The 24,057-nt window shown below is 69.9% G+C and carries 26 protein-coding genes, 1 tRNA gene and 1 pseudogene; 10 read left to right on the forward strand and 18 right to left on the reverse strand.

Features of this window, described 5'->3' with window-relative positions:
* Positions 1 to 6: 6 nt before the first annotated feature.
* The 3 genes from OL358_RS01855 to OL358_RS01865 all read left to right on the forward strand — a co-directional run bounded on the left by OL358_RS01855 (position 7) and on the right by OL358_RS01865 (position 3,628).
* Positions 7 to 1,254, forward strand: coding sequence for a DUF58 domain-containing protein (locus OL358_RS01855; RefSeq protein WP_264708240.1), 1,248 nt, complete (start codon positions 7 to 9; stop codon positions 1,252 to 1,254).
* Complete coding sequence (locus OL358_RS01860; protein WP_264708241.1) at positions 1,241 to 3,517, forward strand: DUF3488 and transglutaminase-like domain-containing protein; 2,277 nt, start codon at positions 1,241 to 1,243, stop codon at positions 3,515 to 3,517. Before OL358_RS01855 ends, OL358_RS01860 begins: the two co-directional genes overlap by 14 nt.
* Positions 3,518 to 3,543: 26 nt before the next feature.
* Positions 3,544 to 3,628: transfer RNA gene (locus tag OL358_RS01865), tRNA-Ser, on the forward strand.
* An 83-nt stretch (positions 3,629 to 3,711) separates the two neighbouring features.
* Here OL358_RS01865 and OL358_RS01870 read toward each other — a convergent pair.
* The 6 genes from OL358_RS01870 to OL358_RS01895 form a co-directional block, all read right to left on the reverse strand.
* Complete coding sequence (locus tag OL358_RS01870) at positions 3,712 to 4,389, reverse strand: cation transporter (protein WP_264708242.1); 678 nt, start codon at positions 4,387 to 4,389, stop codon at positions 3,712 to 3,714.
* Positions 4,386 to 4,724, reverse strand: a complete 339-nt coding sequence (locus tag OL358_RS01875; RefSeq protein ID WP_264708243.1) for an ArsR/SmtB family transcription factor — start codon at positions 4,722 to 4,724, stop codon at positions 4,386 to 4,388. Before OL358_RS01875 ends, OL358_RS01870 begins: the two co-directional genes overlap by 4 nt.
* Before the next feature lie 97 nt (positions 4,725 to 4,821).
* Positions 4,822 to 5,247, reverse strand: a complete 426-nt coding sequence (locus tag OL358_RS01880; RefSeq protein WP_264708244.1) for an arsenate reductase ArsC — start codon at positions 5,245 to 5,247, stop codon at positions 4,822 to 4,824.
* 45 nt (positions 5,248 to 5,292) lie between these two features.
* Positions 5,293 to 6,189 (reverse strand): metalloregulator ArsR/SmtB family transcription factor, encoded by an 897-nt coding sequence (locus OL358_RS01885; RefSeq protein ID WP_264708245.1) that lies wholly within the window; start codon positions 6,187 to 6,189, stop codon positions 5,293 to 5,295.
* Between the two features lie 25 nt (positions 6,190 to 6,214).
* Positions 6,215 to 6,730: a GNAT family N-acetyltransferase gene (locus tag OL358_RS01890; RefSeq protein WP_264708246.1), complete on the reverse strand. Its 516-nt coding sequence runs from the start codon at positions 6,728 to 6,730 to the stop codon at positions 6,215 to 6,217.
* On the reverse strand, positions 6,727 to 8,049 hold the full coding sequence (locus OL358_RS01895) for an NAD(P)-binding domain-containing protein (protein WP_264708247.1): 1,323 nt from the start codon (positions 8,047 to 8,049) through the stop codon (positions 6,727 to 6,729). Before OL358_RS01895 ends, OL358_RS01890 begins: the two co-directional genes overlap by 4 nt.
* A gap of 87 nt (positions 8,050 to 8,136) precedes the next feature.
* Between OL358_RS01895 and OL358_RS01900 the strand changes: the two genes are divergently transcribed.
* Both OL358_RS01900 and OL358_RS01905 read left to right on the forward strand, forming a co-directional pair.
* Entirely contained in the window at positions 8,137 to 8,487 is a 351-nt protein-coding gene (locus OL358_RS01900) for an ArsR/SmtB family transcription factor (protein WP_264708248.1), read from the forward strand.
* Positions 8,484 to 9,167 (forward strand): aquaporin, encoded by a 684-nt coding sequence (locus OL358_RS01905; protein WP_264708249.1) that lies wholly within the window; start codon positions 8,484 to 8,486, stop codon positions 9,165 to 9,167. Before OL358_RS01900 ends, OL358_RS01905 begins: the two co-directional genes overlap by 4 nt.
* An 87-nt stretch (positions 9,168 to 9,254) precedes the next feature.
* On the opposite strand, the gene OL358_RS15825 is transcribed toward OL358_RS01905, so the two are convergent.
* Positions 9,255 to 9,719 carry a DMT family transporter gene (locus tag OL358_RS15825; RefSeq protein ID WP_319805440.1) on the reverse strand — a complete coding sequence of 155 codons (465 nt, stop codon included), beginning with the start codon at positions 9,717 to 9,719 and terminating at the stop codon, positions 9,255 to 9,257.
* Positions 9,720 to 9,744: 25 nt separating this feature from the next.
* Positions 9,745 to 10,164: pseudogene (locus tag OL358_RS15830) on the reverse strand (EamA family transporter); the annotation flags it as partial.
* 142 nt (positions 10,165 to 10,306) lie between these two features.
* Here OL358_RS15830 and OL358_RS01915 point away from each other — a divergent pair.
* Together OL358_RS01915 and OL358_RS01920 are read left to right on the forward strand one after the other, a co-directional pair.
* Positions 10,307 to 11,011, forward strand: a complete 705-nt coding sequence (locus tag OL358_RS01915; protein ID WP_264708250.1) for a GAF and ANTAR domain-containing protein — start codon at positions 10,307 to 10,309, stop codon at positions 11,009 to 11,011.
* Positions 11,012 to 11,036: 25 nt separating this feature from the next.
* Positions 11,037 to 11,750 (forward strand): GAF and ANTAR domain-containing protein, encoded by a 714-nt coding sequence (locus OL358_RS01920; protein WP_264708251.1) that lies wholly within the window; start codon positions 11,037 to 11,039, stop codon positions 11,748 to 11,750.
* Between the two features lie 37 nt (positions 11,751 to 11,787).
* On the opposite strand, the gene OL358_RS01925 is transcribed toward OL358_RS01920, so the two are convergent.
* The 7 genes from OL358_RS01925 to OL358_RS01955 all read right to left on the reverse strand — a co-directional run bounded on the left by OL358_RS01925 (position 11,788) and on the right by OL358_RS01955 (position 18,995).
* A complete protein-coding gene (locus OL358_RS01925; protein ID WP_413631330.1) occupies positions 11,788 to 12,840 on the reverse strand; it encodes a fatty acid desaturase family protein in 1,053 nt (350 codons plus the stop codon).
* Positions 12,841 to 13,036: 196 nt separating this feature from the next.
* Entirely contained in the window at positions 13,037 to 14,494 is a 1,458-nt protein-coding gene (locus OL358_RS01930; protein ID WP_264708253.1) for a glycosylase, read from the reverse strand.
* On the reverse strand, positions 14,491 to 15,504 hold the full coding sequence (locus OL358_RS01935) for a glycosyltransferase (RefSeq protein ID WP_264708254.1): 1,014 nt from the start codon (positions 15,502 to 15,504) through the stop codon (positions 14,491 to 14,493). Before OL358_RS01935 ends, OL358_RS01930 begins: the two co-directional genes overlap by 4 nt.
* Positions 15,504 to 16,637, reverse strand: a complete 1,134-nt coding sequence (locus OL358_RS01940; protein ID WP_264708255.1) for a glycosyltransferase — start codon at positions 16,635 to 16,637, stop codon at positions 15,504 to 15,506. The genes OL358_RS01935 and OL358_RS01940 overlap by 1 nt, the downstream gene beginning before the upstream one ends.
* A 175-nt stretch (positions 16,638 to 16,812) precedes the next feature.
* Positions 16,813 to 17,805 (reverse strand): glycosyltransferase family 4 protein, encoded by a 993-nt coding sequence (locus OL358_RS01945; protein ID WP_264708256.1) that lies wholly within the window; start codon positions 17,803 to 17,805, stop codon positions 16,813 to 16,815.
* Between the two features lie 49 nt (positions 17,806 to 17,854).
* The gene (locus OL358_RS01950) at positions 17,855 to 18,346 is read right to left on the reverse strand and encodes a hypothetical protein (protein ID WP_264708257.1); all 492 of its coding nucleotides are present in this window, start codon (positions 18,344 to 18,346) and stop codon (positions 17,855 to 17,857) included.
* Between the two features lie 76 nt (positions 18,347 to 18,422).
* Positions 18,423 to 18,995 carry an ATP-binding protein gene (locus OL358_RS01955; RefSeq protein ID WP_264708258.1) on the reverse strand — a complete coding sequence of 191 codons (573 nt, stop codon included), beginning with the start codon at positions 18,993 to 18,995 and terminating at the stop codon, positions 18,423 to 18,425.
* Positions 18,996 to 19,058: 63 nt separating this feature from the next.
* On the opposite strand from OL358_RS01955, the gene OL358_RS01960 reads away from it, so the two are divergent.
* The 3 genes from OL358_RS01960 (at position 19,059) to OL358_RS01970 (ending at position 21,221) form a co-directional block, all read left to right on the forward strand.
* Entirely contained in the window at positions 19,059 to 19,532 is a 474-nt protein-coding gene (locus OL358_RS01960) for a hypothetical protein (RefSeq protein WP_264708259.1), read from the forward strand.
* 68 nt (positions 19,533 to 19,600) lie between these two features.
* Positions 19,601 to 20,761, forward strand: coding sequence for a MalY/PatB family protein (locus OL358_RS01965; RefSeq protein WP_319805419.1), 1,161 nt, complete (start codon positions 19,601 to 19,603; stop codon positions 20,759 to 20,761).
* Positions 20,762 to 20,807: 46 nt separating this feature from the next.
* Positions 20,808 to 21,221 (forward strand): YkvA family protein, encoded by a 414-nt coding sequence (locus tag OL358_RS01970; protein ID WP_264708260.1) that lies wholly within the window; start codon positions 20,808 to 20,810, stop codon positions 21,219 to 21,221.
* Here OL358_RS01970 and OL358_RS01975 read toward each other — a convergent pair.
* From OL358_RS01975 to OL358_RS01985, 3 genes are all read right to left on the reverse strand, one after another.
* Positions 21,205 to 22,584 (reverse strand): amidase, encoded by a 1,380-nt coding sequence (locus OL358_RS01975; protein ID WP_264708261.1) that lies wholly within the window; start codon positions 22,582 to 22,584, stop codon positions 21,205 to 21,207. The two genes, OL358_RS01970 and OL358_RS01975, sit on opposite strands and share 17 nt — an antisense overlap.
* A complete protein-coding gene (locus OL358_RS01980) occupies positions 22,581 to 23,069 on the reverse strand; it encodes a bifunctional nuclease family protein (RefSeq protein ID WP_264708262.1) in 489 nt (162 codons plus the stop codon). The genes OL358_RS01975 and OL358_RS01980 overlap by 4 nt, the downstream gene beginning before the upstream one ends.
* Positions 23,070 to 23,136: 67 nt before the next feature.
* The gene (locus OL358_RS01985) at positions 23,137 to 24,039 is read right to left on the reverse strand and encodes an arginase family protein (protein WP_264708263.1); all 903 of its coding nucleotides are present in this window, start codon (positions 24,037 to 24,039) and stop codon (positions 23,137 to 23,139) included.
* Between the last annotated feature and the right edge of the window lie 18 nt (positions 24,040 to 24,057).

The raw sequence follows: 24,057 nt of genomic DNA on the forward strand, positions 1-24,057 counted from the left end.
TTCGCGATGAGACGCCTGTGGCCCCTGACCGTGCGCGGCACGGGCGCGCTCATCCTGGCCCTCACGTGTTTCGTCATGGCGTCCGAGTTCGGCGTGTCCGAGCTGATGTACTTCGGCATCCTCCTCCTCGCCGTGATCGTCGCGAGCGTGGCCTCGCTCTATCTGTCGCGGCGGTCGGACGTGGTCACGCGATCGCTGGCGCCGGATGTCGCGACCGTCGGACGGGAGTCGCTCGTCTCCGTCACGGTCGGCGTGCGCACCGCGCTTCCGACGCCGCCGGGAGTCTGGAGCGACGCCCTCCCGAAGGGTCTCCGCGGCAAGCCGGGCGGCATCTTCCCCGCTCTGTCCTCGGGCCTGCGGCGCAACGAGCGTGTCGTCGAGCTGTCGTACGTCATCACCGGCGCACTCCGGGGAGTGCACCGGATCGGGCCGTTGTCGGTGCGGTCGACCGATCCGTTCGGCCTCGCCCGTCGGCAGACGGTGTTCGGTGAGCGCACGCCGGTCACGGTCGCACCGGCGCTCATCGACCTTCCGCCGCTGACCGACTTCGCCGGCGAGACCGGCGGAACCCTCCACACCACGACGAACCAGCTGGGGCAGGGCGCCGACAACCTCGTCGCGCGGCCGTACTCCCCCGGCGACTCGATGCGCCGCATCCACTGGCGTGCCACGGCCCATCGCGACGAGCTCATGGTGCGGCAGGAGGAGCAGGAGTCCACACCCGAGGCGAGCGTCGTCATCGATCGCGGCGTGCTGCGGTGGTCGACCGAGGCGATGCAGGCGCCGGGCACCGACCCGGGGTTCGAGGCGGCGGTGTCGGCGTGCGTGTCCGCCGTCGCACGCCTCGTCCACGACGGGTACGCCGTCGAGGTGATCGACTCCGACGGAACGATGCTCGCCGCGCGCATCGACGGTGGGGACATGGCCGAGGTGGAGGCGATGCTCGGCCACTTCGCGACCATCACCGCGCGGCGCGACGACGACCTCACGCGCCTGACCCGTCTCTTCGCGGGTGTCATGACCGGGCCCGTGATCCTCATCGTGGGGCGATTCGATGCTTCCGACGCGCAGGCGATCGCGCCGGTCGTGCACCACAGTTCGCTGCCGATGCTCTTCGCCGTGTCGCCGATCGGTGACGCACTGGACCGCGCGGCGGACAGCGGCTGGCGCGTGGGCGCGATCGACCCCGACGGCGATCTCGCCGCAGCGTGGGCGAACGCGGTCGGGCGAGGGGTGAGCCATGTCATCGCCTGACGGCCTCGCGCAGCGCTCGGGTCGCCGCGGCGGGGAGCTGGTCCTGACGATCGCCGTGCTGGCAGCGCTGCTCGCCGCGCTCATCCCGGTCGTGCGGGTCGTGAAGCCCGGAGGCTGGCTGCTCGGTTCGGTGCTGCTCGCCACCGCGGTGCTCGCGGCCGGGTTCGTCGCGCGCCGATTCCGCCTTCCCGCCGTCGCCGTGAGCCTCATCGAGGCCGGCGTCTGGGTGGCGTTCATGATGGTCGTCTTCCTCCGGCACACCGCGCTGCTGTGGGTGGTGCCGACGCCCGAGACCTTCCGGGCCGTTCCGCCGCTCTTCGACGAAGCGGTCGAGCGCATCACCTTCGGGGCGGCGCCCCTCGACGATCACGTCTCCCTCGCTTTCCTGATCGTTGGCGCGATGGGGCTGCTCGCGCTGATCGTCGACCACGTCGTGCTCACCGCTCGAATGCCGCTGCTGGCGTCGATCGGGATCGTCGCCGTGTCGCTCATCCCGGCGATCGCGGTGCCTCGCGAGGTCGACGTCGTCGCGTTCGTGTTCCTGGCGGTCGCGATCCTGTTCCTCATCCGCGCCGAGACGCGGTCGCGAGAGCGGCCGCTCGAGCGCGAGTCGGAGCGCACCGCCGGCGTGCCGGCGACCGCGCTGGGCATCGGCGCGATCGCGGTCGTGGTCGCGGTGGTCGCGACCCCGCTCCTGCCGCAGCCCGCGGTGCGGGCGGGAGGGGGACTCGGCCCTGGGCCGGGAATCGACGCGAGTCTCCAGCTGGGCGATGACCTGCGCCGTCCCGAGGCGGTGGAGGTGCTGCGCGTGCGCACCGACGCCCCGTCCGCCCCGTACCTGCGCGCGACGACGCTGTCGCGGTTCGAGGGCGGCATCTGGGAGCCCGATCAGGTGCGCACCGTGCCGCTGGACAGCGAGTTCGGCCTGGGCCGCGTCACCGTCGGCACCGGCGTGCGGGTGTCGGAGTACACGACGTCCGTCGAAGTGGTGAACCTCGCGACGGTCTGGCTTCCGGTGTCGTTCCCCGCCGTCTCGGTCGCCGGGCTCGACGGACGGTGGGCCGCGGTGCCCTACAACCGCACGGTGATCTCCCAGTCGGGATCGACGCAGGGGCAGGCCTACGACGTCGTGGCGAACGTCCCTCGGCCGACTCTCGAGCAGATCCGCAGCTACAACGCCGGCGGACCGGAGCTGCGGGACGAGACGACCCAGCTGCCCGAGAACACCCCGCAGATCATCATCGACCTCGCCGCCGAGGTGACGGCGGGCGCGACGAACGACTACGACCGCCTCATCGCGATGCAGCGCTGGTTCCGCGGCGGAGAGTTCCGCTACTCGCTCGATGCGCCCGTCGAGGACGGGTTCGACGGGAGCGGGGCCGAAGCCGTCGCGCGGTTCCTCGAGGTGCGCGAGGGGTACTGCATCCACTTCGCCTCGGCCTTCGCCCTGATGGCCCGCAGCCTGCACATGCCGACGCGCATCGTCGTCGGCTACCTTCCCGGTAGCGCGACGACCGATGTGATCGACGGGCAGACCGTCTACTCCGTCTCGAGCTCCCTCACCCACGCGTGGCCCGAGGTCTTCTTCGACAACGTGGGCTGGGTTCCCTTCGAGCCGACAGCGGGTCTCGGCGTGCCGACGACCTTCACCCCGGCATCCACTCTGCCCGGCGATCCCGACGATCCGTCCTCGGCGACACCGGGTGCCACGCCGTCACCGACGTCGAGTTCGAGCGCCGACCCGAACAATTCGATCAACCCGCGCGACGAGGCGCTGCCGGGCACGCCGCTCACCGGCTCGAACCCGCTGCCGACGCTCGGCGTGGTCATGCTGATCCTCCTCGTCCTCGCGCTGCCGTTCCTCGTGCGCGAGGTGCGGCGCCGCCAGCTGACGGCATCCGGACGCGGGGGCGATGCCGCCGCCGCGTGGACGATCGTTCAGGATGCCGCGATCGACGTGGGCATCGCGGTGCCGGCGAGCGAGAGCCCACGCGGGTTCGCCCAGCGCCTCATCGACCAACACGGCGTCTCGCCGGACGACATGGAAACGCTGGTCGCCGCGATCGAACGCGCCTCGTACGCACCGTCCGGCGGGCGGGACTACTGGCTGGGCGACGCGGCGACGGATGCCGCCACCGCCGTTCGCGCGCAGTTGATCGCCGCCGCCCCCGTCGCTCGCCGGATCCTCGCCGTCATCGCGCCCCGCTCGCTCATCGTTCGCCCGGGCAGCGTCTACGCAGGAGGCGCTCCGACGACCAGGTAGGATGTTCCGTGGCCCTCCGGGGCCAAGGAGGATTCGCCTAGTGGCCTATGGCGCACGCTTGGAAAGCGTGTTGAGTGAAAGCTCTCAGGGGTTCGAATCCCCTATCCTCCGCAGACGGAGAAACGGCGCCGCCCCGAAGGGGCGGCGCCGTTCTCATCTTGACCCGCACACGACTCGAGCGAATACCGGGGCCCTCAGTGGCTGGCGTCCTCGTGGTCGTGGTCGTGACTGTCGTCCTCGAGGATCATTCCGACGGAGGTCGCACAGGCGTCACCTCGCCAGGCTTCTCTACCCTCTCGGATCGCGAAACCGGCGATAACCAGTCCGGCGAGGGCGTCGGCCCACCACCACCCGAATACCGAGTTGAGGAGAAGGCCGACGAGTACCGCTGCCGACAGGTAGGTGCAGATGAGGGTCTGCTTCGAGTCCGCAACGGCAGTAGCCGAGCCGAGCTCGCGGCCGGCCCGCCGCTCGGCGAGCGAGAGGAACGGCATGATGATCACGCTGAGCGTGGTGATGGCGATGCCGAGTGTGCTGCGCTCAGCCTCGACCCTGCCCAGCAGCGTTATCAGCGACGTCGCGATGACATAGATCGCCAGGGCGAAGAACGCCACTGATATCACCCGCAGCGTCGGCTTTTCCCATCGCTCGGGGTTACGCCGAGTGAACTGCCAGGCGACCGCGGCTGCGGAGAGGACCTCGACGGTGGAATCCAGTCCGAACGCGACCAGCGCACCCGAGGAGGCGATGCTGCCCGCGGTGATCGCGACGATCGCTTCGATGACGTTGTAGACGATCGTCGCGGCGACAATCCATCGAATTCGACGCTGGAGGACGTGTCGACGCTCCGCATGCAAGGCTGTGCTGCTCATGCGCAGGTGCAGCCTTCGCTATCGCAGCAGTCGGGTTCGACAACCAGCACGACCTGGAGGAGTTCTCTGAGGGCGGGTGCAAGATGCGGGTCAGCGAGGCGATACTCCGTGCGGCGACCATCGGGGGTGGCCTCCACCAGACCACAGCCGCGTAGACACGCGAGCTGGTTCGACATCACCTGTCGCGACACGCCAAGACTGTCCGCGAGATCAGATGGATACGCGGGCGACTCGCGTAGGGCGAGGAGGATCGCGGCGCGCGTGGCGTCGGAGAGTGCGTGACCGAGCCGAGCCAGGGCGGCAGTGTGGGTGACGGTGGCAGTGAGCGCGGTCATGCGCATGACGATACAGCGAAACCTGAATAAAGAGAACCGTGAACTCTCGGATCTTTCCTGGACCGCGAGTTCGTAGCGGTGGCGTCGTGCGCGCTCGTCAACCGCGACGGGAGAAGCCGCGGCTCGGGAGGATCTCCGACAGCAGAACCTCGATCCTTCGGCGGATCTCATCGCGAATCGGACGCACCGCCTCGATGCCCTGGCCCGCCGGGTCATCGAGCTCCCAGTCCTCGTAGCGCTTGCCGGGGAAGATCGGGCACGCGTCGCCGCATCCCATCGTGATGACGACATCCGATTCCCGAACCGCCTCGACGGTGAGCACCTTCGGCGCGTTGCCGGCGATGTCGATGCCCTCCTCGGCCATCGCCTCGACGGCGACAGGGTTGATCGCGTCTTTGGGTGCCGACCCTGCGGACAGCACTTCGACGGCGTCGCCGCCCAGCGCCCGAAGGAAGCCGGCGGCCATCTGGGATCGGCCCGCGTTGTGGACGCAGACGAACAGCACGGTGGGCTTGGCGCTCATGTGATCTCCCTCTCTCACAAGGAAGCATAGACTACTATCTATCTATTATCGATCCGGGGTCTCCGACGGCACGAGGTCAGCGAGGAGGTCTCGCACACGTGCCTCGATGTCGTCCCGGATCGTCCGCACGCGGTCGGTCGGCTTGCCCACGGGATCCTCGATCTCCCAATCGAGATAGCGGCGGCCGGGATAGATCGGGCAGGCGTCGCCGCAGCCCATGGTCACCACCACGTCGGCCGCACGGACGGCCTCGTCGGTGAGCGGCTTCGGATACTCCGCTCCGATGGGCACTCCGATCTCATTGAGCACGTTGACGACCGTGTGCCTGATGTCGCTCGCGGGCTCGGACCCTGCCGTGTGCACTGCCACCCGGTCACCGGCGAGCTGGCGCATGATGCCTGCTGCGATCTGCGAGCGACCGGCGTTCTGCACGCAGACGAAGAGCACGCTCGGCTTGTCAGGGGTCGCGGACTCGGCATGCCGCAGCGCGTCGAGGCGAGTGGCGGCGAAATCGGCCGTCCGGCTCGCGAGCAGGGGCGAGGTCCCCTTGCGCGCGAGGAGCGCGTAGCTCTCATCGACGGTGACGCGCACCGTCTCCGGACTGAAGGAGCCGCGGAACCGGACGGCGAGGTCGCCGGCGATTCTCTCGAGGTCGGGCACACCGACGACGGCAGGAACCTCACCCAGGAGAGCGTCGATCCGGTCGGCGTGCTGAGGGGTGATGGAGTACCACACCCGCCGCCCGTCCGGCTGCCGCTCGACGATGCCTTCCGCGTGCAGCGCCCGCATGTGGTGGCTCACCGTCGGCTGGCGAAGCTCGAGCACCTCAGCAAGCCGGCCGACCAATGCGCGCCCATCGTCGGACTCGCGGATCAGCCGAAGGATGCGCGCGCGAGTGGGGTCGCCGAGGGTCGTCAGCTCCCCCGCGCCAGCACGACTCATAGACCTCAGTCTATCGACGGTGCCGTCATCCGGCGCCGTGGACGACAGCACTCCGGCGCTCGATCAGAAGCGTGTCGCGCCACTGCCCGGTGTGCGGACCTGCACCCGACCGAGCGATGCGCTCCCGCCGCCCGACGACGCGGAAGCCCGCAGACTCGTGGAGTCGCAGGCTCGCCGCGTTCTCGGGGAAGATGCTCGACTGGATCGTCCAGATCCCGGATTCCTCTGCCGCATCGATGAACGCTGCGAGCAGCATCCGCCCGACTCCGTGTCCGCGCGCATCGCGGTCGATGTAGACCGAGTGCTCGACGACGCCTCTGTACGCGGGTCGCGAAGAGACGGCGGATGCCGCAATCCAGCCGACGACCGCACCCCCGCCATCGACCGCCACGAACCTCAGCGCAGGGAGTCTGCCGGCGTCGAAGACCTCCCAGGACGGCGTCGCGATCTCGAAGGTCGCTTCGCCGTCGGCGATGCCCTGCGCGTAGATCGGTTCGACGGCCGGCCAGTCGTCCGGGGTCAGCGGGCGGACGGTGGTCACGAGCAGCAGCTCGAGGCGCCGTCGCCGAGGTTGGTCGAGCAGACCCCGGTTGCCGGCAGAACGAGCTCGACGTTCGAGGCCGAGGCGGTGTCGCCGGCGAGCCATGCCGTGACGGAGCGCACCTGTTCGTATCCGGTCGCCAGGAGGAACGTCGGCGCACGCCCGTAGGACTTCATTCCGACGATGAAGAACCCCTGCTCCGGATGCGTGAGCTCACGGAAGCCGTGCGGCTCGACCGTCCCGCACGAGTGCACGTTCGGATCGATGAGCGGAGCGAGTCGCTTGGGCGCCTCGACGATCTCATCGAGCTCGAGGCGGATCTCGCGGAGCATGTCGAGGTCGGGGCGGAAGCCCGTCGCGTTCACCACGACATCCGTCGCGTGCTCGACGACCTCGCCGCGGCGATGTCCGACCAGCTCCACCGGGCCGTCGGAACGACGAGCACGGATGATTTCGAAGCCGTCGAGCACCGTGATGCGTCCGTCGGCCACCGCCTGGTCGACGCGGCTGCCGAGTCGCGCGCGATCGGCCAGTTCGTCGTCGGCCGAGGACGACACGCGCACGGCCTGTGCGTTGCGGATCAGCCAGGTCACCGTCGTGCCGGGTTCCTCGTCCGCCAGCCGCGCAAGACCGAGCAGCGTGTTCGCGGCCGAGTGGCCGGCGCCGACGACGGTCGTGCGACGGCCTGCGAATCGTGCACGGTCACGACCCAGCACATCCGGGAGCGCCGGGGTGACAGCATCCGCGATGTCATCCATGCCGAGGAGCTCCAGGCCGCTGGATGAGAGCGAGTTCGGTGACAGGTAAGTGCCCGAGGCGTCGATCACGGCACGACCGGCGACGTCCTCGACAAACCCGTCCGCGGTGCGGACACGGACCGAGAAGGGCGTGGCCGCGCGTGCGCGGGTGCGCGTGCGGTCCATGCCCTCACGGGTCACACCGAGCACCTCGGCACCGAGGCGCACGCGAGTGGATATCTCGGGCAGCGCCGCGAGCGGGGCGACGTACTTCTCGACGAGCTCGGCGCCGGTCGGTGCGCGTTCGGGGTCGGGAAGCTCCCACCCGGTGGCGGCGGTCAGGAGACGGACGGATGCCGGGTCGACGAGGTGCTTCCAGGGCGAGAAGAGACGCGTGTGACCCCATGACCGCACGCTTGCGGCGATCTGATCGCCCGATTCGTAGACGACGAAGTCGATGCCGCGCTCGACGAGATTCGCCGCCGCTGCGAGACCGATGGGGCCGGCGCCGATGATCACGACCGGCAGAGTCGAAACTCGATCCACGCTCGTGGCGCGGGGAGTCAGGTCGAGCAGGGTCACAACAGCCTCCAACAGATATCGATGAACGTCGATGCTCGATTGTGCACGCATCTATCGACATCTGTCAATATCCACTACCATCGATATATGGCCACGATGCTCGACCTCACCGACGTCTCCGCAGATGCGTGCTGCACCCCGCTGGTGCGCGAGCCGTTGACCGCCGCAGAGGCCGATCAGCTCGCGACGACGATGAAGGCGTTGGCAGACCCCACACGGCTTCGGCTGCTGTCTATCGTGGCGGCGTCTGAAGACTCCGAGGCCTGCGTGTGCGATCTGATCGAGCCCGTGGGGCTCAGCCAGCCCACGGTGTCGCATCACCTCAAGATCCTCACCACCGCGGGATTCCTGACTCGGAGCAAGCGAGGCACGTGGGCGTACTTCACGCTCGTTCCCGGCGCGCTGGACCGCGTCTCGCGACTCCTCGTCGCTTCGTGACGCACACCATTCGCGCTGCCGCCGGAGAGTTCGTGGGCAGCGCAGGACTCGCCGCGGTCGTCGTCGGCTCGGGCATCGCCGCGCAACGCCTCTCCCCCACCGACGTCGGACTCCAGCTGTTCGAGAACGCGTTCGCCACCGCACTGGGGCTCGCCGTGCTGATCCTCATCTTCGCCACCGTGTCGGGAGCGCATTTCAATCCCGTCGTGACTCTGGTGGACATCACGCTTCACCGGCGGTCCTGGTCGACGGCTGCGATCTACCTGCCGGTCCAGATTGTCGGATGCATCGCGGGAGCGGTGCTCGCGAACGTGATGTTCGCGGTGCCCGCTGTCGCCTGGAGCACGACCGACCGCTCGGGCTGGCCGTTGCTCCTCTCGGAGGTCGTGGCCACCGCGGGCCTGATCCTGGTGATCTTCGCGCTGGTGCGAACCGGCCGCTCGCACCTCGCTGCCCCCGCTGTCGGCGCCTACATCGGTGCGGCGTACTTCTTCACGTCGTCCTCGAGTTTCGCGAACCCTGCGATCACGATCGGTCGCATGTTCACCGACACGTTCGCCGGGATCGCGCCGGCATCAGCACTCCCCTTCATCGCGGCCCAGCTCGTCGGTGCCGCGCTCGGATTCGCGGCCGTCCGGTTGCTCTTCCCCATCGCCGCTCCCGAGCCCGTCGCCGTCTAGATCGGGCGATCGAGTCGCGCTTCGGCCTCCCGCTCCACGAGCCCTCTTCTGCGTCTCATGGGCGAGTCTGCCGAGACTCCGGGGCGCTCAGTGGGTGTGCCGATGATGCGCGTCCGGGTAGTGGTCGTGGCCGTGGGTGAGTCGCTCGTGTACATGGGCGTGCCTGTGGCGGGTACCGGCCGCGACGGGCTCCGCGTGCGCGTGGGTGTGATGTTCGTCGTCGTGGGTGTGCCAGTGGTCGTGCACCACGGGTTCGTGAGTGTGTTCGTGCCCGTGGCGCTCGGTCAGGTGCAACCAGACGCCCAGTGCCATGAGCACGCCAGCGACGATGAGCTGCCAGGTGATGGCCTCCCCCAGAATGATCGCGAGGACCGCGCCGAAGAACGGTGCGACGGAGAAGTACGCGCCGGCACGCGCAGTTCCGACGTGCCGCATGCCGACGATGAACAGGGCGAGGCTGACGCCGTAGGCGAAGAACCCGACAACGAACGCGGCGGCGATGCTGCCGACCGCTGGTAGGGAAGCTCCGAGAGCAGGGGCTGCCGAGCTCAGCGCCGTTCGGGATGGATAGCAGAACCGCGCCGGCGACGATGGCGGTCATGCCGAGCGCGATGCGACGGTCGAAGTTCTCACGGAACACGAACCAGGCGAGGACGGCCGTGAAGACGCCCTCCGCATTGAGCAGCAGCGACGCGCCGGAGGCGGGCATGCGAGAGAGCCCGAGCATCAGCAGGACAGGAGCGACGATGCCCCCGCTGAGGACCACCCCGCCGAGCGGGAGCAACTCACCGCGCTCGAGGCGGACGCGCGGAGCGCGGGTGATCATGCGCAGGATCCCCAGCCCGATCCCGGAACCGCAGTAGAGCAATCCTGCCAGCAACCACGGGCTGACATCACCGCCGAGCAGGAGCTTGGCCACAGGCGTACCCGCCCCGAAGAGCAGCGCGGCCAAGAGGGAAGCTTGGACGCCGCGATTGGAGAGGGCTGCAGGGAGCATGCTCCAGTGTCGCACCGGGCGATCTTGTCCTGCCCGACTGCCGGGCGGTCCGCCGGGGTCACGCCCGACCACGCGGTGTACGATCGCGATGAAGGCACCCGGACCCAGCGCCTCTTCATTCCGATATGAACGGCGGGGAGCGATGCCCAGCACAGCCGGCGACGATCCGCCAGGCGATGTCTTCTCTCTCGCTGCGGCCGCTCTGGTTCGCGGCGGCAGCGACGATCTGTGCTCACCGCTGCGGGATGCTGTCGCGATGCCCGGCGCGGTGATCTCCACCCTCGGGTCTCCCATGGGCTCGCAGACGGTGTGCGCCAGCACGAGGCTCGGCGCACGGATCGACGAGATCCAGATCGACCTCGGTGAGGGCCCGTCGTGGGAGGCTCTGCGCACCAGGCGGCCGGTCGCGGCATCCGATCTCCAGGCCGACGGAGGGGCGATGTGGCCGGGAGCCTGGGCGGCGCTCCGGGAGCTCGATGTGGGCTCGCTCTACGCGTTCCCCCTGTTCGTCGGCGCCGTGGGCATCGGGTCCATCGCGCTCTATTCGACGGCCGCCCGCGAGTTGTCCGGCGCGGACATCTCCGGGCTGAGCCGGCTTGCCGCGATCGTCTCCGGCACCCTCCTCCGCCGGGCGGTGAACGGCCTCGAGGTGCCGGACGATGCGGCGGCCCCCGAGCCGTACTCCCGCCGCGAGGTGCATCAGGCGACCGGCATGGTCGCGGCGCGGAACGGGATCGGCGTGGATGATGCGCTCCTGCTCCTCCGCGGCCACGCGTATGCGGTGGGACGGCCGGTGCGAGACGTGGCGCTCGACGTCATCGCTCGACGACTCGACCTGAGCCTGTGATGGCCGCCAGGCTTAGAATGACGGCATGACGGCGCTCTCCCGTGAGCATCAGCTGCTGGGGACCTTCGTCGCCTTGGCGGACTCCCTGGTCGACGAGTTCGACGTCGTGGATGTGCTCCAGCGCCTCGTGGACGAGTGCATCTCGCTCTTCGATGCGTCCGCCGCCGGAATCCTGCTCCTGAGCCCGTCGGATCAGCTCGAGGTGATCGTCTCCACCAGCGAGCGGAGCGAACTCGTCGAGCTGATGCAGCTGCGAGTCGGCGCGGGCCCCTGCGTGGAGGCGGCGACGACGGGTCAGGTCGTCTCCGTGGACGACATCGACCAGATCGCCGACCGGTGGCCGGCGTTCGCGGCCGACGCCCGCGCCTCCGGGTTCTCGTCGATTCACGCGATTCCCTTGCGCCTGCGGGACTCGACCCTGGGATCGCTGAACCTGCTGCGCGACGAGCCGGGCGCTCTCAACGAAGCGGATGCTGCGGCGGCGCAGGCCCTGGCCGACATCGCCACCATCAGCATCCTGCAGCAGCGGCTGGTCGAGGAGTCCGAGCTCGCGCAGGCCCAGCTCCAGCGCGCGCTGGACAGCCGCGTGGTGATCGAGCAGGCCAAGGGCTACCTCGCTCAGCGGCTGAACATCGAGATGGATGAGGCCTTCGCGCGCATTCGCACCAGGGCACGGTCCACGGGCACGCGCATCGGGGTCGTCGCGGCCGACGTCATCGCGGGCCGCGTCGATCTCTGAGCCGCCGTTCACCCCACGATGTCGTCGTGCGTCGTCGCTACACCGCTTCCCGTTGAGCGAGGAGCGGACACGCGAAGGGATCCCGCTCGCCGAGCCCGACGCGGTTGATGTAGCGCACGACGATCCCGTACGACTGCCACAGGCCCGTTTCCGTGTACGTCACGCCGTGTTCGCGGCAGAACTCGGAGACCATTCCGGATGCCGCGCGCAGGTGCGGCCGCGGCATCGACGGGAACAGGTGGTGCTCGATCTGGTAGTTGAGCCCTCCCATGGCCGTATCCAGGAGCCGGTTGCCTCGAACGTTCCGGCTCATCAGCACCTGTCGGCGGAGGAAGTCCACCTTCACGTCGGCCGGGACGAGCGGCATCCCCTTGTGATTCGGAGCGAACGCCATGCCCATGTAGACGCCGAACAGGCCGAGCTGGACCCCGAGGAAAGCGAACGCGATCCCAGGTGAGAGCACCAGGAACACGACGGCGAGATAGCCGAGGATCCGGGCCGAGAGGAAGGCGATCTCGACCGGGCGTCGACGCAGAGGCTCGCGCGAGAAGACACGGCGCACGCTCGAAGCGTGAAGCGAGAGACCCTCGAGCAGCAGGATCGGGAAGAACAGCACGCCCTGATGCGCGATGAGCCAGCGAAGCGGCCCGCTGCGGCTGGCGCGCCGTCGGTCGGCCTGCTCCGGAGTGAAGGCGATCACCGGCAGGTCGATGTCGGGATCGCTGCCGATCTTGTTCGGATTCGCATGGTGCCGGGTGTGCTTGTGCTGCCACCACCCGTAACTCAGCCCCACGAGGAAGTTGCTGATGACGAGGGTGGTCCAGTCGTTCCAACGCCCGGAACGGAAGATCTGCCGGTGCGCCGCGTCGTGCCCGAGCATGGCGACCTGCGTGAGCACGACGGCCAGCACCGCCGCGGTCACGAGCTGCCACCACGTGTCGCCGACGAGGACGAAGACGGCGATCACCGCCGCGATCACGATCGGCGCGGCGATGAGTTTCGTCCAGTAGTAGCCGTACCGGCGCCTCATGAGGCCGCTCGCCATGACCAGCTGCGACAGTTCGGTGTAGCTGTTGGATGCCCGGGGCATCGTCGATCGAACGGTCGACCGGACCTGTCCGGGAGAGATGACTGACATTTCGATACCCCCTGTCATGAGCAGCGCGCACGGAGCGTGTCGCGCCAATGACAGGGTCTAGGCCATCTGATCTCAGGGTACGCCCATTGCCGGGTGCAGGCGCCGGCGTCCCGGGGAACGCACAGGTGAGTCGCGTCGGCCTGAGAGACTACGGGACGAGGAGGGCGAGAAGCTCGTCGACGGCGATGGAGCACACGCCGATGCGTGAGTCCCCGATGCCGAACGGGATCCAGAGGACGTCGTCCACGATGACCCCGCCGCACGAGTACACGACGTTCGGGACGTAGCCGTCGCGACGTTCGTCCACGGGCCGCAGGAGGGGCATCGTCGTCCTTCCGAGCACGATCGTCGGATCGTCCAGATCGAGGAGCAGGGCTCCGAGCGAGTACCGGCGCATCGGGCCCACACCGTGCACGAGGACGACCCACCCCTGCGGCGTTTCGAGCGGGGGTCCGCAGTTGCCGGTCTGGACGATCTCCCACGGGTCCTCGGGGGCGTGCACGATCCCGACGTGGTTCCAGATCACGCCGTCGCGGGACTCCGCGAGCGAGATGCTGTCGCCGCCGGTCCGGCTCAGCGCGAGGTACCTGCCGTCGACCGGACGGGGAAAGAGGGCCATCCCCTTGTCTTGGGCGGCCTCACCCGTCAGTCGATGGATGTCGAAGACGCGGAGGTCCTGCGTGACCATCAGGCGGGGCGCGATGTCGCGGCCGTCGTACGCCGTATAGGTTCCGCGGTAGTGGACAGCCCCGGTGAGGTCCGTGAATCGTACGAAACGCGCGTCTTCCATCCCGTGTCGCTCCTCTGCCGCAACGGGTGTGAGCACGCGCTGGCTCAGAGCGCTCTCGGCGGAGAAGACGGCGCGGTAGACGGAGTTCGTCAGGTCGCGCAGGGCTTGGATATGCCGAGGACTGTCCTGGCGCCGAGCGAGTGCGCTCGGCAGACCGGTGACTGCTGCCTCGACGTCCGATGCGGTGAACCTGTCGGGAAGGGCCTGCAGCACGCTGTGCGAGATCTCGTCGAGTATTCCTTCCTCCTCGACGGCGGCACGGAAATGCGCGATGCTCCAGTCCCCCTCCTCGATACGCGCGCGCCACAGCGGCCGTGCCCGCTCCCCGAACGTCCATCGTCGGCCCGGGCCGACGACGGCCTCGGCGAATCCGATGGAGGAGCGATGTCCCTCTCCGATCGACCGCAACGCGATCGCGATGCGAACCTCCCCCGGCTCGAGTCCTGCCTGATCCGGATGCTCGACCGCGCTGGGGTTGCACAGCGCCGCCCCCTCGACGGCGTACTCCGACGTGAAGCAGGCGCCGAGGACCAGCCGCTGCGCATCGCTGATCTCGACCGGATCCGCCAGGCGGGAGCTCACCACCTCGGCGTTGCCGGTGAACAGATCGAGGACGTCCGGATGCCGGAAGCCGAAGTCGCGGGTCAGCTCCGCCGCGAGCGCCTCGATGGTGTCGACCGGCATCGACATCACGCGCGCGATGATCTCGGCCGCACGCGAGCGGTTCGCGGACCACTCCTCGCCCGGAAGGAAGAGCTGGGCGATCACCCGGTCCGGCTCGGCGGTGAGTTCCGCCGCGTGGATCCGGACCGTCATGGCCGGGCCGGCTCACTGTGACGGCGGGCCTGCTGGAAGGTGCTCAGCGCGGCGAGGGTCGACTCGGCGCCGCGGTTCTCGTTCCGGCCGTCGCGTTCGAGCCCGTCGAACCCTGCCCCGGTCTGTTCGTCGAACATGACCGCACCACCGTCGTTGAGCCCGGTGAACCAGCTCCATGCGAGCTCGATCGGGGGGAGCCACGCCGGGTCGCCCGTCACCGCGTACGCGCGGGCGCAGGCATCGGCGAGCGCTGCGAGCTCGATCGGCTGCTGATCGAACACGGGTTCGGTCTCGCCGAGTCCGCGCCCGCCGGTTCCGGTCACCGAGAACCGGCCGTTCGACGTCTCGAGGGAAAGGAGGAACTCGAGCATCCGCAGACCCTGCGCCGTGGCATCCGCGTCATGGAGGGCATGGCCTGCGGCGATCAGCGCCTCCGGGATCGAGGCGTTCCCATAGGTGAGACGACGCTCCGGCCAGAGCCAGACCTCGTCCGTCAGCACCGGCATCGCCGTGACGAAGTCGAGGAGGAGGCCGCGGGCGATGTGATCGTCCGGGCGCACGCCCACGATCTCGGCTGCGCCGAGGGCCGCGAACGCGAGAGTCCGCAGGCTCGTGGAGCGCTCGCGCGCCGCGAGACGGAACGACCGCATCGCGCGCGCTCTCGTCCACGGGTCGCCACCCTGTGCTGCCATCGTGCCGAGCGCCCACAGGAGCCGCCCCCACCAGTCGCCCATCGCCGGCTGGTCGGACCAGGTCCCGTCAGCGCTCATGCGATTGTGCGTGAGCCCGTCCGGCCGGACCGCCGACTCGAGGAAGCGCAGGTAGATCGCCGACAGCCGCGCGAGAGCGATCGTCTGCTGCGGTTCACGCGCCACGACGATCAGCGCTCGCGCCACATCGTCGACGCAGTATCCGTGCTCGAGACGCGGCTCGTCGAAGAGGGCGTGCTCGAAGATGCCCGTGTGGTCCGTCAGAACCCCGAGGTGCGCATACGACGGCGAGGCGTCCATCACGCCGCCTGAGCGGCGAGCAGCCCCGCGCTGAGCGCGCGGTAGCGATCGGCGACGGCGGACCACGTCGTCTCGTTCGTCTCGCGGAGGGCGGCCTCACGCATGCCGCGCGCGACGGACGGCTCGGTGAGGATCTCCCGCAGCGCCTGCGCGATCGCATCCGGGTCCCGGTGCGCGACGACCGTGCCGGCTCCGCCCGACAGCAGCTCGACCGCATGGGGGAAGCCCGTCGCGACCACCGGTATGCCGGCGGCGACAGCTTCGGCGAGGACGCCCGACGTGGCCTGATCGACAGAGTCGTACGGCAGCAGCACGACGTCCGCCGACGCGATGAGCGCGGCGAGCTGCTTCGGTCCGAGGTAGTGTCCGTCGACCCGCACGGACGATTCCACGCCCAGGTCGCTTGCGAGGCGGGAGAGGGAGGTCCGGTAGCTTTCGCCCGCGTGCGCGAGCACCTTGGGGTGCGTCTGACCGGCGACGATGTACTCGACGTGCGGGGTGAGGTCGGTCAGCTGCGCCATCGCGCGGATGCCCCATTCGATGCCCTTGCCCGGCGAGAGGAGTCCCCATGTCACGACGCGCCGGCCGCTGTGCGGCTCGGCCTCGCTGAGGGCCACGTGCTTCACGCCGTGCGGGATGACGTGGACGCGGGCGAGGTCCACCGCGTAGTGCGCGGCGAGGTTCTCCCTCGCATGGACCGTCATGACGACGACGACCGAGGCGAGCCGGCACACTTCCGTGAGCACCTCCCGCTGATGGGCCGTCGGCGAGACGAGGACCGTATGGAGCACGACGATGGTCGGGACCTTCAGCGCTGCGAGCACCTCGAGCACCTGGTCGCCGTCGCGCCCGCCGTAGATCCCGTACTCGTGCTGCACGATCGCGACGTCGCACGCGTTCAGCGCCATCGTCGCGCGGAGGGTGCTGAGCCGGTCGCCGGCGATCAGATCGGTGCGCACTCGGGAACGCGCACGCGCGCGGTGGCGCGCGCGGTCCTCCGGCTGATCGAGGGCGCGCACGATCGTGCCGTCCTCGTCGCCGGCGAGCACCAGCGCGTCGGAGAGGGACTCGGTGAAGGTTGCCAGACCACAGCGGGTCGGCGGGAACGTGCTGAGAAATCCGTAGTGGGTCACGGTGACGCTCTCTGATGCTGCCCGGGCGGATTCGCGGCGGGCGATGGCGAGACGTCTGCCAGCGGCATCCCTCGTGGAACCGCGTCCCCATCGCCGCAGTCCGGTCCACGTCCGAGGTGAAGAACCGGACGCTGTGGTCGCCACGGTACACGGCCGACCTGTGCGTCGGCCGGGATCAGCCGCGCAGCACCGACTCGTAGACGCGGAGGTACTCGTCGACCATGCGGTCCACGTCGAAACGCGTGACGGCGTGATCGCTGACCCTCCGCCGATCCAACGAGATCACGGCGGGGAGCGCCGCAACCGCCTCCTCGATCGAGGCGACGGTGGTGCCGGTCACGCCCTCGTCGATGACCTCGGTCATGGACCCGCGCCGGTACGCGAGGACGGGCGTGCCGCACACCATGCTCTCCACCACCGAGAGCCCGAACGGCTCGTCGAAGTCGATCGGGTGAAGGAGGGCGACAGCGTGCCCGAGGATCCGGGCGCGCTCCTCGGCCCCCACCGCGCCGAGGAAGACCACGCGGTCTCCGTCGATGCGGGGTTCCACTTCGTCCCGGAAGTAGGCGGCGTCCTGGATGAGTCCGCAGATGACCAGACTCCGACCCGCGCGCCCCGCGATCTCGATCGCCGCCGCGGTGCCCTTGTCGGGATGGATGCGCCCGAACGAGACCAGGTAGTCGTCCGGCTCGGTCACGAAGGGCAGCTCTCCCGTGTCGATCCCGTGGTGGATCGTCGCGACGTACTCGAGGTCCGGGGAGCGGTCGGAGTCCGAGATCGAGACGAACGCCGAGGCGGATGCCGCGTAGGCAGGCAGGATCGCAGGGCCGGAGAAGCCGTGGATCGTCGTGACCATCGCCGCATCCCACTGCGCACTGAAGGCGAGCGGCAGCCAGTCCAGCTGGTTGTGCACGAGATCGAACTCCCCCGAGCGCTTCAGCGCGTGGGCGACATGGAGCGCCTCCCACACCCTGCCGTCCATCGACGCGTCCTCGGCGTAGCCGTGCGGCGACACCGCGTCGAGCTCGGCGTCGGTGACCGAGTCGCGGGTTGCGAAGAGCGTGACATCCACCCCGCGGCGCACGAGCCCCTCGGTCAGCAGGCTCGTCACGCGCTCCCACGGTCCGTAGCCCACCGGCGGCGTTCGCCACGCGATCGGTCCGAGCATCGCGATCTTCACTGCGGAGCTCGCGGAGGCGCGTCGACCGTCGCGATCGTCACTCCTGAGAACTGCGCGCCGACCGCGTGCGGAGCGTCCCGGGGTGGGCTGACGCGAACACGACCGACTCGGCGAGCGCCGCGACGGCGGCGGCACGCTCCTGCTCGTGCTCCGCCGCGATCTCGAACTGGGCCGCCGCGGCCTGCCGCCGGGCGTGCACGTCGGCGCTGATGGCGGCGAGTCTCTCGGAGAGGAGTCCGGCCAGGCCATCGCGCAGTTCCTCGAGGTTCGTGTTCGCGATCTCGAGCCGACGGTCCGAGATCGTCACCTCGACCGTGGAGTAGCCCGCCCGCGTCAGGAACTGACGCGTGTCCGAACCGAGGATGTCCTTGATCTCATCGGGATCGGGTCGCCGTGTGAAGACCGCCTCGACCGTGTAACGGTCTGGTGCGCCATCGGTCAGCAGCGTCGCCGGCAGCGACCCGACCAGCACCGATCCGAGCCCCAGCTGCGCCACCTCGGCGCCGTTCGTCTTTTCCTGTGTACTCATGATCGGACGTTACGCCCCCACCCTGTACGGCTCACAGGTCCGGGACATCCGGCCACCGGCATGCGACCCTGCTTCGTCACGTCGTAGAGGACGCCTGGCCGCCGCGGCGCACCGCGATGACCGCCTCGAGCGCGCGGAGCCGATCATCTCTGCTCCCGGCGATCTCGACCACCTCCGTGCGGCCGCCGATCAGGTCCGGGTCGTCGAGGAGGTCGAGGAGGATGTCGTTCATCGCGACGCGCAGCTCGAGATCCTCGTCCGCACCGGCTTCGATACCGTCGGCCGCCGTGAGCGGCAGCACCGCGAGCACGTCGACCCGGCGGAGCGCCTGGGCAGTGAGCGCTCGCGCGCGATCCAGGAGGTCGGCCGAGATCGATCCGTCCGTGCGTTCGTCGAGGGCCAGAAGGTAGGCGAGGAAATCGAGCGGCCCGCGCTCGGCGATCAGGTCGACGGCGGCATCCGCCGAACGAAGTCGATCCGCGGAGACACGGAGCTGCGCCGCGAACATCGCAGCCCCCGGGGCATCCCAGTCTTCGGGGATGAGCTCGAACGGGTCCGCGAGCACGTCGAACGCCGGGTGGCGGAGGGCGAAGTCGGAGATCAACGTGCTCTTCCCGCTCGCATGGGTTCCGGAGACGACGATCCGCATGAACGGGACACTAGCGCGAGCGCTACGGTGATGCTGTCCACCGAGCGACGAGGAGCGGCAGTCATGGGCTACTTCATCCTGGTGATCGCGCAGACCGTCGCGCTGCCGCTCATCTGCGGTGCGTGGGAGCTCGCCGCGAGGGGCGGCGACCCGGTTGTCGTGTTCGGCACCTGGTGGGTGTTCTGGGGCGTCGGCACGCGGCTGCTCGTCGCCGGCGTCGCCCAGGTATCCGGCAAGGGGCCGACCGCCGCCATCCTCGGTTCGACGGCCCCGACGATCCAGGAGAAGCAGCTGACCCGCGAGCTCGGCACGGCCAACATCGCCATGGGGATCGCCGGACTCCTCGCACTCGTCCCGGGCTGGGCTGTGCCGGCGGGACTCGCCGGCGGGCTCTTCCTCCTCATCGCGGGAGCGATGCACGTGCCCAAGAAGGGCAAGAACGCGCAGGAGTCGCTGGCGACCTGGACCGACCTGCTCGTCGGAGTGGTCGTCCTCGTCCTCGCGGTGCACACGCTGATCGGATTCCTCACCCGCTAAGCGTCGGCGATCGGTTCGACAGCTCCGATCGGGCAGACTCGAACCACCGCCAGCCGAGGGAGCATCGCTTGTCCGCCATCGCCACCACCGCCGATCCGATGTCGACCCTGCGCCGTCGTTCCAGCGTGAAGTGGCGCGCCTACCCCGACGACGTCCTGCCGATGTTCGTCGCCGAGATGGACTTCCCTCTCGCCCCCGCCATCAAGGCGGCGCTGCTCGAGGCGGTCGAACTCGGCGACACGGGCTACGTCGACGGCGAGGATCCGGTCGTCCGGCGGGCGTTCAGCGACTTCGCGTCGTCGAAATGGGGCTGGATGCCGGACCCGGCGCGCATGCGGATCACGACCGACGTGAGCGTGGTGATCGCGGAGTCGCTCCGGGCGCTGCTCCAGCCGGGCGACGGCGTGATCATCACGCCTCCCGCCTACCCGCCGTTCTTCGATCTGATCCCCGAAGGCGGAGGAGTCGTCGTGGAGGTGCCGCTTCACGACGACGGCGCGGGCTACTCGCTCGACCTGGAGGGGATCGACCGCGCGATGGCCGCGGGCGCCAAGGGCGTGCTGCTGTGCAATCCGCACAATCCCGTCGGGCTTGTCCACGATCGCGACACCCTGACGGAGCTGTCGCGCATCGTCGAGCGGCACGGCGGCTTCGTCGTCTCCGACGAGATCCACGCGCCGATCACCCACCACGGGGTCGAGTTCACGCCGTACCTCACCGTGTCCGACGAGGCGCGCCATCACGGCATCGCGGCGGAGTCGGGAAGCAAGGCGTTCAACCTCGCCGGATTGAAGGCCGCCTTCTTCGTGACGGAGTCAGAGCGCATGCGGGACGTCGTGCGCGGGCTGCCCGCGGAGGTCACCTACCGCACCGGTCAGTTCGGACTGATCGCCACGCGTGAGGGCTTCGCGAGCAGCCGGGACTGGCTGGATGCCACGATCACGGCGGTGGAGGCGAACTTCGACCACCTGCGCGCGGAGCTCGACGCGCACCTCCCCGAGGTCGTCCTGCGTCCGGCATCCGCCAGCTACCTCGCCTGGCTCGACATGACGGCGCTCGGCTGGGGAGAGGACCCGGCCACCACCGCGCGGAAGAGGGCGCGGGTCGCCCTCGCGAGCGGCCCCTCGTTCGGGCGCCAGGGATCGGGCTTCGCACGGATGAACGTGGCGTGCGCGCCCGAGACGATCACCGAGGCGGTGCGCCGGCTGGCGGAGGCCGCCAGGGCCTGACACGAGGGAGGATGGGCCAGACCGCATTCGCCCCGAGGAGGCCCTCATGCCCGAGTGGCTGATCATCGTGCTCGGCGTGCTCGGCGGGATCGTGCTGCTGTGGCTCGGTCTCCTCGTTGTGCTGTGGATGCAGCAGCGTCGCGCAGGCAACGACGTCGACTGGCGCGAGATCCTCCGCCTCGTTCCCGACGTCGTGCGTCTCGTGAAGCGGCTCGCTTCAGATCCCGCCGTCCCGCGGACGACGCGCTGGTGGCTCCTCGGCCTGCTCGGGTACCTCCTGCTGCCCATCGACCTCGTGCCCGACTTCGTGCCGGTGATCGGGCTCGCCGACGATGCGATCATCGTGGCCATCGTGCTCCGCTTCGCCATCCGCCACGCAGGTATGGAAGCCGTCGAGCGGCACTGGCCGGGCAGCCCGGCCGGCCTGCGGACCGTGCTGACCCTCACCGGGGCGGCGTAGGAACCGCGGCTGCGGCGTCACGCGCCGCGGCGAGCGCCAGCCGGTCGCCGTGCAGCGGGCCGATCACCTGGACCCCGATCGGCACGCCGTCCGCGCCCGTTCCCGCCGGGACGGCGACGGCGGGAAGGCCGAGGAAGTTCACGGCCACGGTCAGGGCGAGCGCGCGCCACGCGGCGGTCGCGGCATCCGGTCCACCGAGATCGAAGTCGATCGGCGGCGTCCCGGTCGTCTGAACCGGCCCGAGGATGATCGGGTGCTCGCGCTGGAAGCGGCGCCACTCCGCGGCGATCGGCGCACGCCGCGCCCATGCTGCGGCGTACTCGGCCGCCGTCTCGTACGGGCGGGCCGCGGCGGTGCTGTCGCGCAGGAACCGTGTGGCCGACGCGCCCAACGGCATGGGCAGCACCGCGGGATCGAGGGTGAGCAACATGTCGGTGCACGCGAGCCGACGCCAGAGCACCGCAGCCTCCTCGAGCATCGGGGGCTCGACGTGCTCGACGGTCCACCCGGCCTCCGAGAGGCGCGTGGCCGAGGCGTCGACGGATGCCGCGACCCCGGCGTCGACACCCCATGCGAGCGGGTCGCGCACGACCGCCACCCGGCGCGGCCCCGGGAGGGCGGGCTCGTCCGGCAGGTCGAGAGAGACCGGGTCGTCGGCATCCGGTCCTCTCACTGCGTCGTACGCGAGTTCGAGGTCGTCGATCGACCGTGCGAGGATGCCGTTCACCGAGAACTGCTGGAGCGTCATCGCCACCGGCGCGCCGCGCACGGCGGCGCGCGGGACGCGGCCGACCGAGGGTCGCAGGCCGAAGATGCCGTTCGCGGCCGCAGGGATGCGGATCGACCCGCCGAAATCGTTGCCGAGGCCGATCGTCGCCATGCCGGTCGCGACGGCGACGGCGTCTCCCCCGCTCGACCCTCCGGCCGAGCGGGTGGCGTCGAAGGGGTTCACGGTGCGCCCGAACAGCTCGTTGTCGGTGTCCCACCGCATGCCGAAGTCGGGCATGTTGCCGCGCCCGATCGGGATGGCGCCCGCCGCGCGCATGCGCCGCACGATGGCCGCGTCGACGGACGGGACCGCGTCGGCGAGTCCGCGCCACCCCTGCGTCGTCGCGGACCAGGTGAGATCGATGTTCTCCTTCACCGAGAACGGCGCGCCCGCGAGCGGCCCGGGGTCGCCGCCGGCGGCCACGACCGCGTCGATGCGACGCGCTTCGGCCAGCGCGGGAGCGGCGAGCACGACGCTGAGCGCGCCCAGACGGGAGTTCTGGTCGCCCGCATGCCGGAGGTGCTGCTCGACGACGTCGACCGCGCGCCTCCGACCGGCGCGCACATCAGCGGCGATCGATGCGGCCGAACTCACGCTTCGAAGTCCTCGGGCTCGACGTCGTCGAGGAACTTCTTGAACTCGTCGAGGCGCTCCGAGGCGTCGGATTCGGTGAGGACGTCCGGCACCCCCGCCTCGTCCATCACCGCCTCGGCCACCCAGATGCCGGCACCGGTGCGCGAGGCGAGGGCGACGGCATCCGACGGTCTTGCGTCCACGGTCACGGTGCGCTCCCCCGCAGTGAGCGTGATCTCGGCGTAGAACGTCCCGTCGTCGATGCGGGTGACCTCCACACGGGTGAGCTCGGCGCCGAGCGTGTCGATCGTCGAGCGCAGCAGGTCGTGGGCGAGCGGTCGCGGCACGGGCGCTTGCTCCACGGCGACGAGGATCGAGGTCGCTTCGAGCTGCCCGATCCAGATCGGCAGCACCATGCCGTCGCCCGGCAGCTGATCGATCGGCTTGAGCAGCAGGACGTGCTGCCCTGAGGCGTCGAGGGCGACGCCGGCGACTCGGACCTGCACCTCGGACCCCCTCACTGATCGACTCCTGCCATCGTAGGCACGGCGGGCGCGGGGCGGCCGGATCTCTTCAGGGGAGGTCGCGTCCGAGCTCGCTCAGTCCCTCGGCCAGGACATCGCGGAGCAGCGCCGCGCATCGCCCGTCGGGATCGAGGTCGGGATCGAAGACCGTCACCGCCGCGCCGACGGCACGGGGTGCGAGCTCCCGCAGCAGCCCCACCAGGGCATCGGGCGTGAGACCTCCGGGCGTCGGGCTGTCGACGGCCGCCAGGAACACCGGATCGAGCACGTCGACGTCGAGCTGCAGCCAGAATCCGTCGCGATCGACTGACCGCCGTGCGGCCGCAGCCGCGTCCGCCGCACCCCCTTCGAGGATCTGGCGCGCCGTGACGACGTGGGCGATCGTCCCCCGCACCTCGGCCAGATACTCGTCGTCGTCGTGGCAGCCGAGCTGCACGGTGCGGGCAGGGTCGAAGTAGGGACCGCGGCCGTCGATGTCGGAGATCGCGGGCCAGTGGAGCCCGACGGCCGCCGCGAGATCCTCGCCGGCGACACTCGCACAGGACGCACTGTTGCCCGGATGCCGGAAGTCGGTGTGGCCGTCGAGGTGCACGAGTCCGCGACCCGGCGGGAGGGCCGTCGCAAGCCCCGCGGCGATCACCAGGCTGCAATCCCCGCCGATCACGAGGGGCACGTCGCCGGCCGTCACGATCTCGTCGAGTCGCGCGGCGAGCCGCCGCGCGTGGTCCACCAGTGCCCTCGCGTTGCGCACGCGACCCGCCGGCCGAGAGCGGTCGTCGTCGACGTAGCGGCCGGGGAGCACGGTGCCCGCATCGCGCGCGCCGGCCGCAGCGAACCGCGCGAAGAGCCCGGCCTCGCGCAGCGCCTCCGGCGCCTTCGCCGTGCCGGGGACGGCGCCTGGCTCGGGAGGGCGCAGCCCGAGGTTGGTCGGGGCCGCTACGAGCGCGATCATGCATTGACGATGCCACGG

It is taken from the genome of Microbacterium sp. SSM24 (assembly GCF_025989145.1).
Taxonomy (GTDB): domain Bacteria; phylum Actinomycetota; class Actinomycetes; order Actinomycetales; family Microbacteriaceae; genus Microbacterium.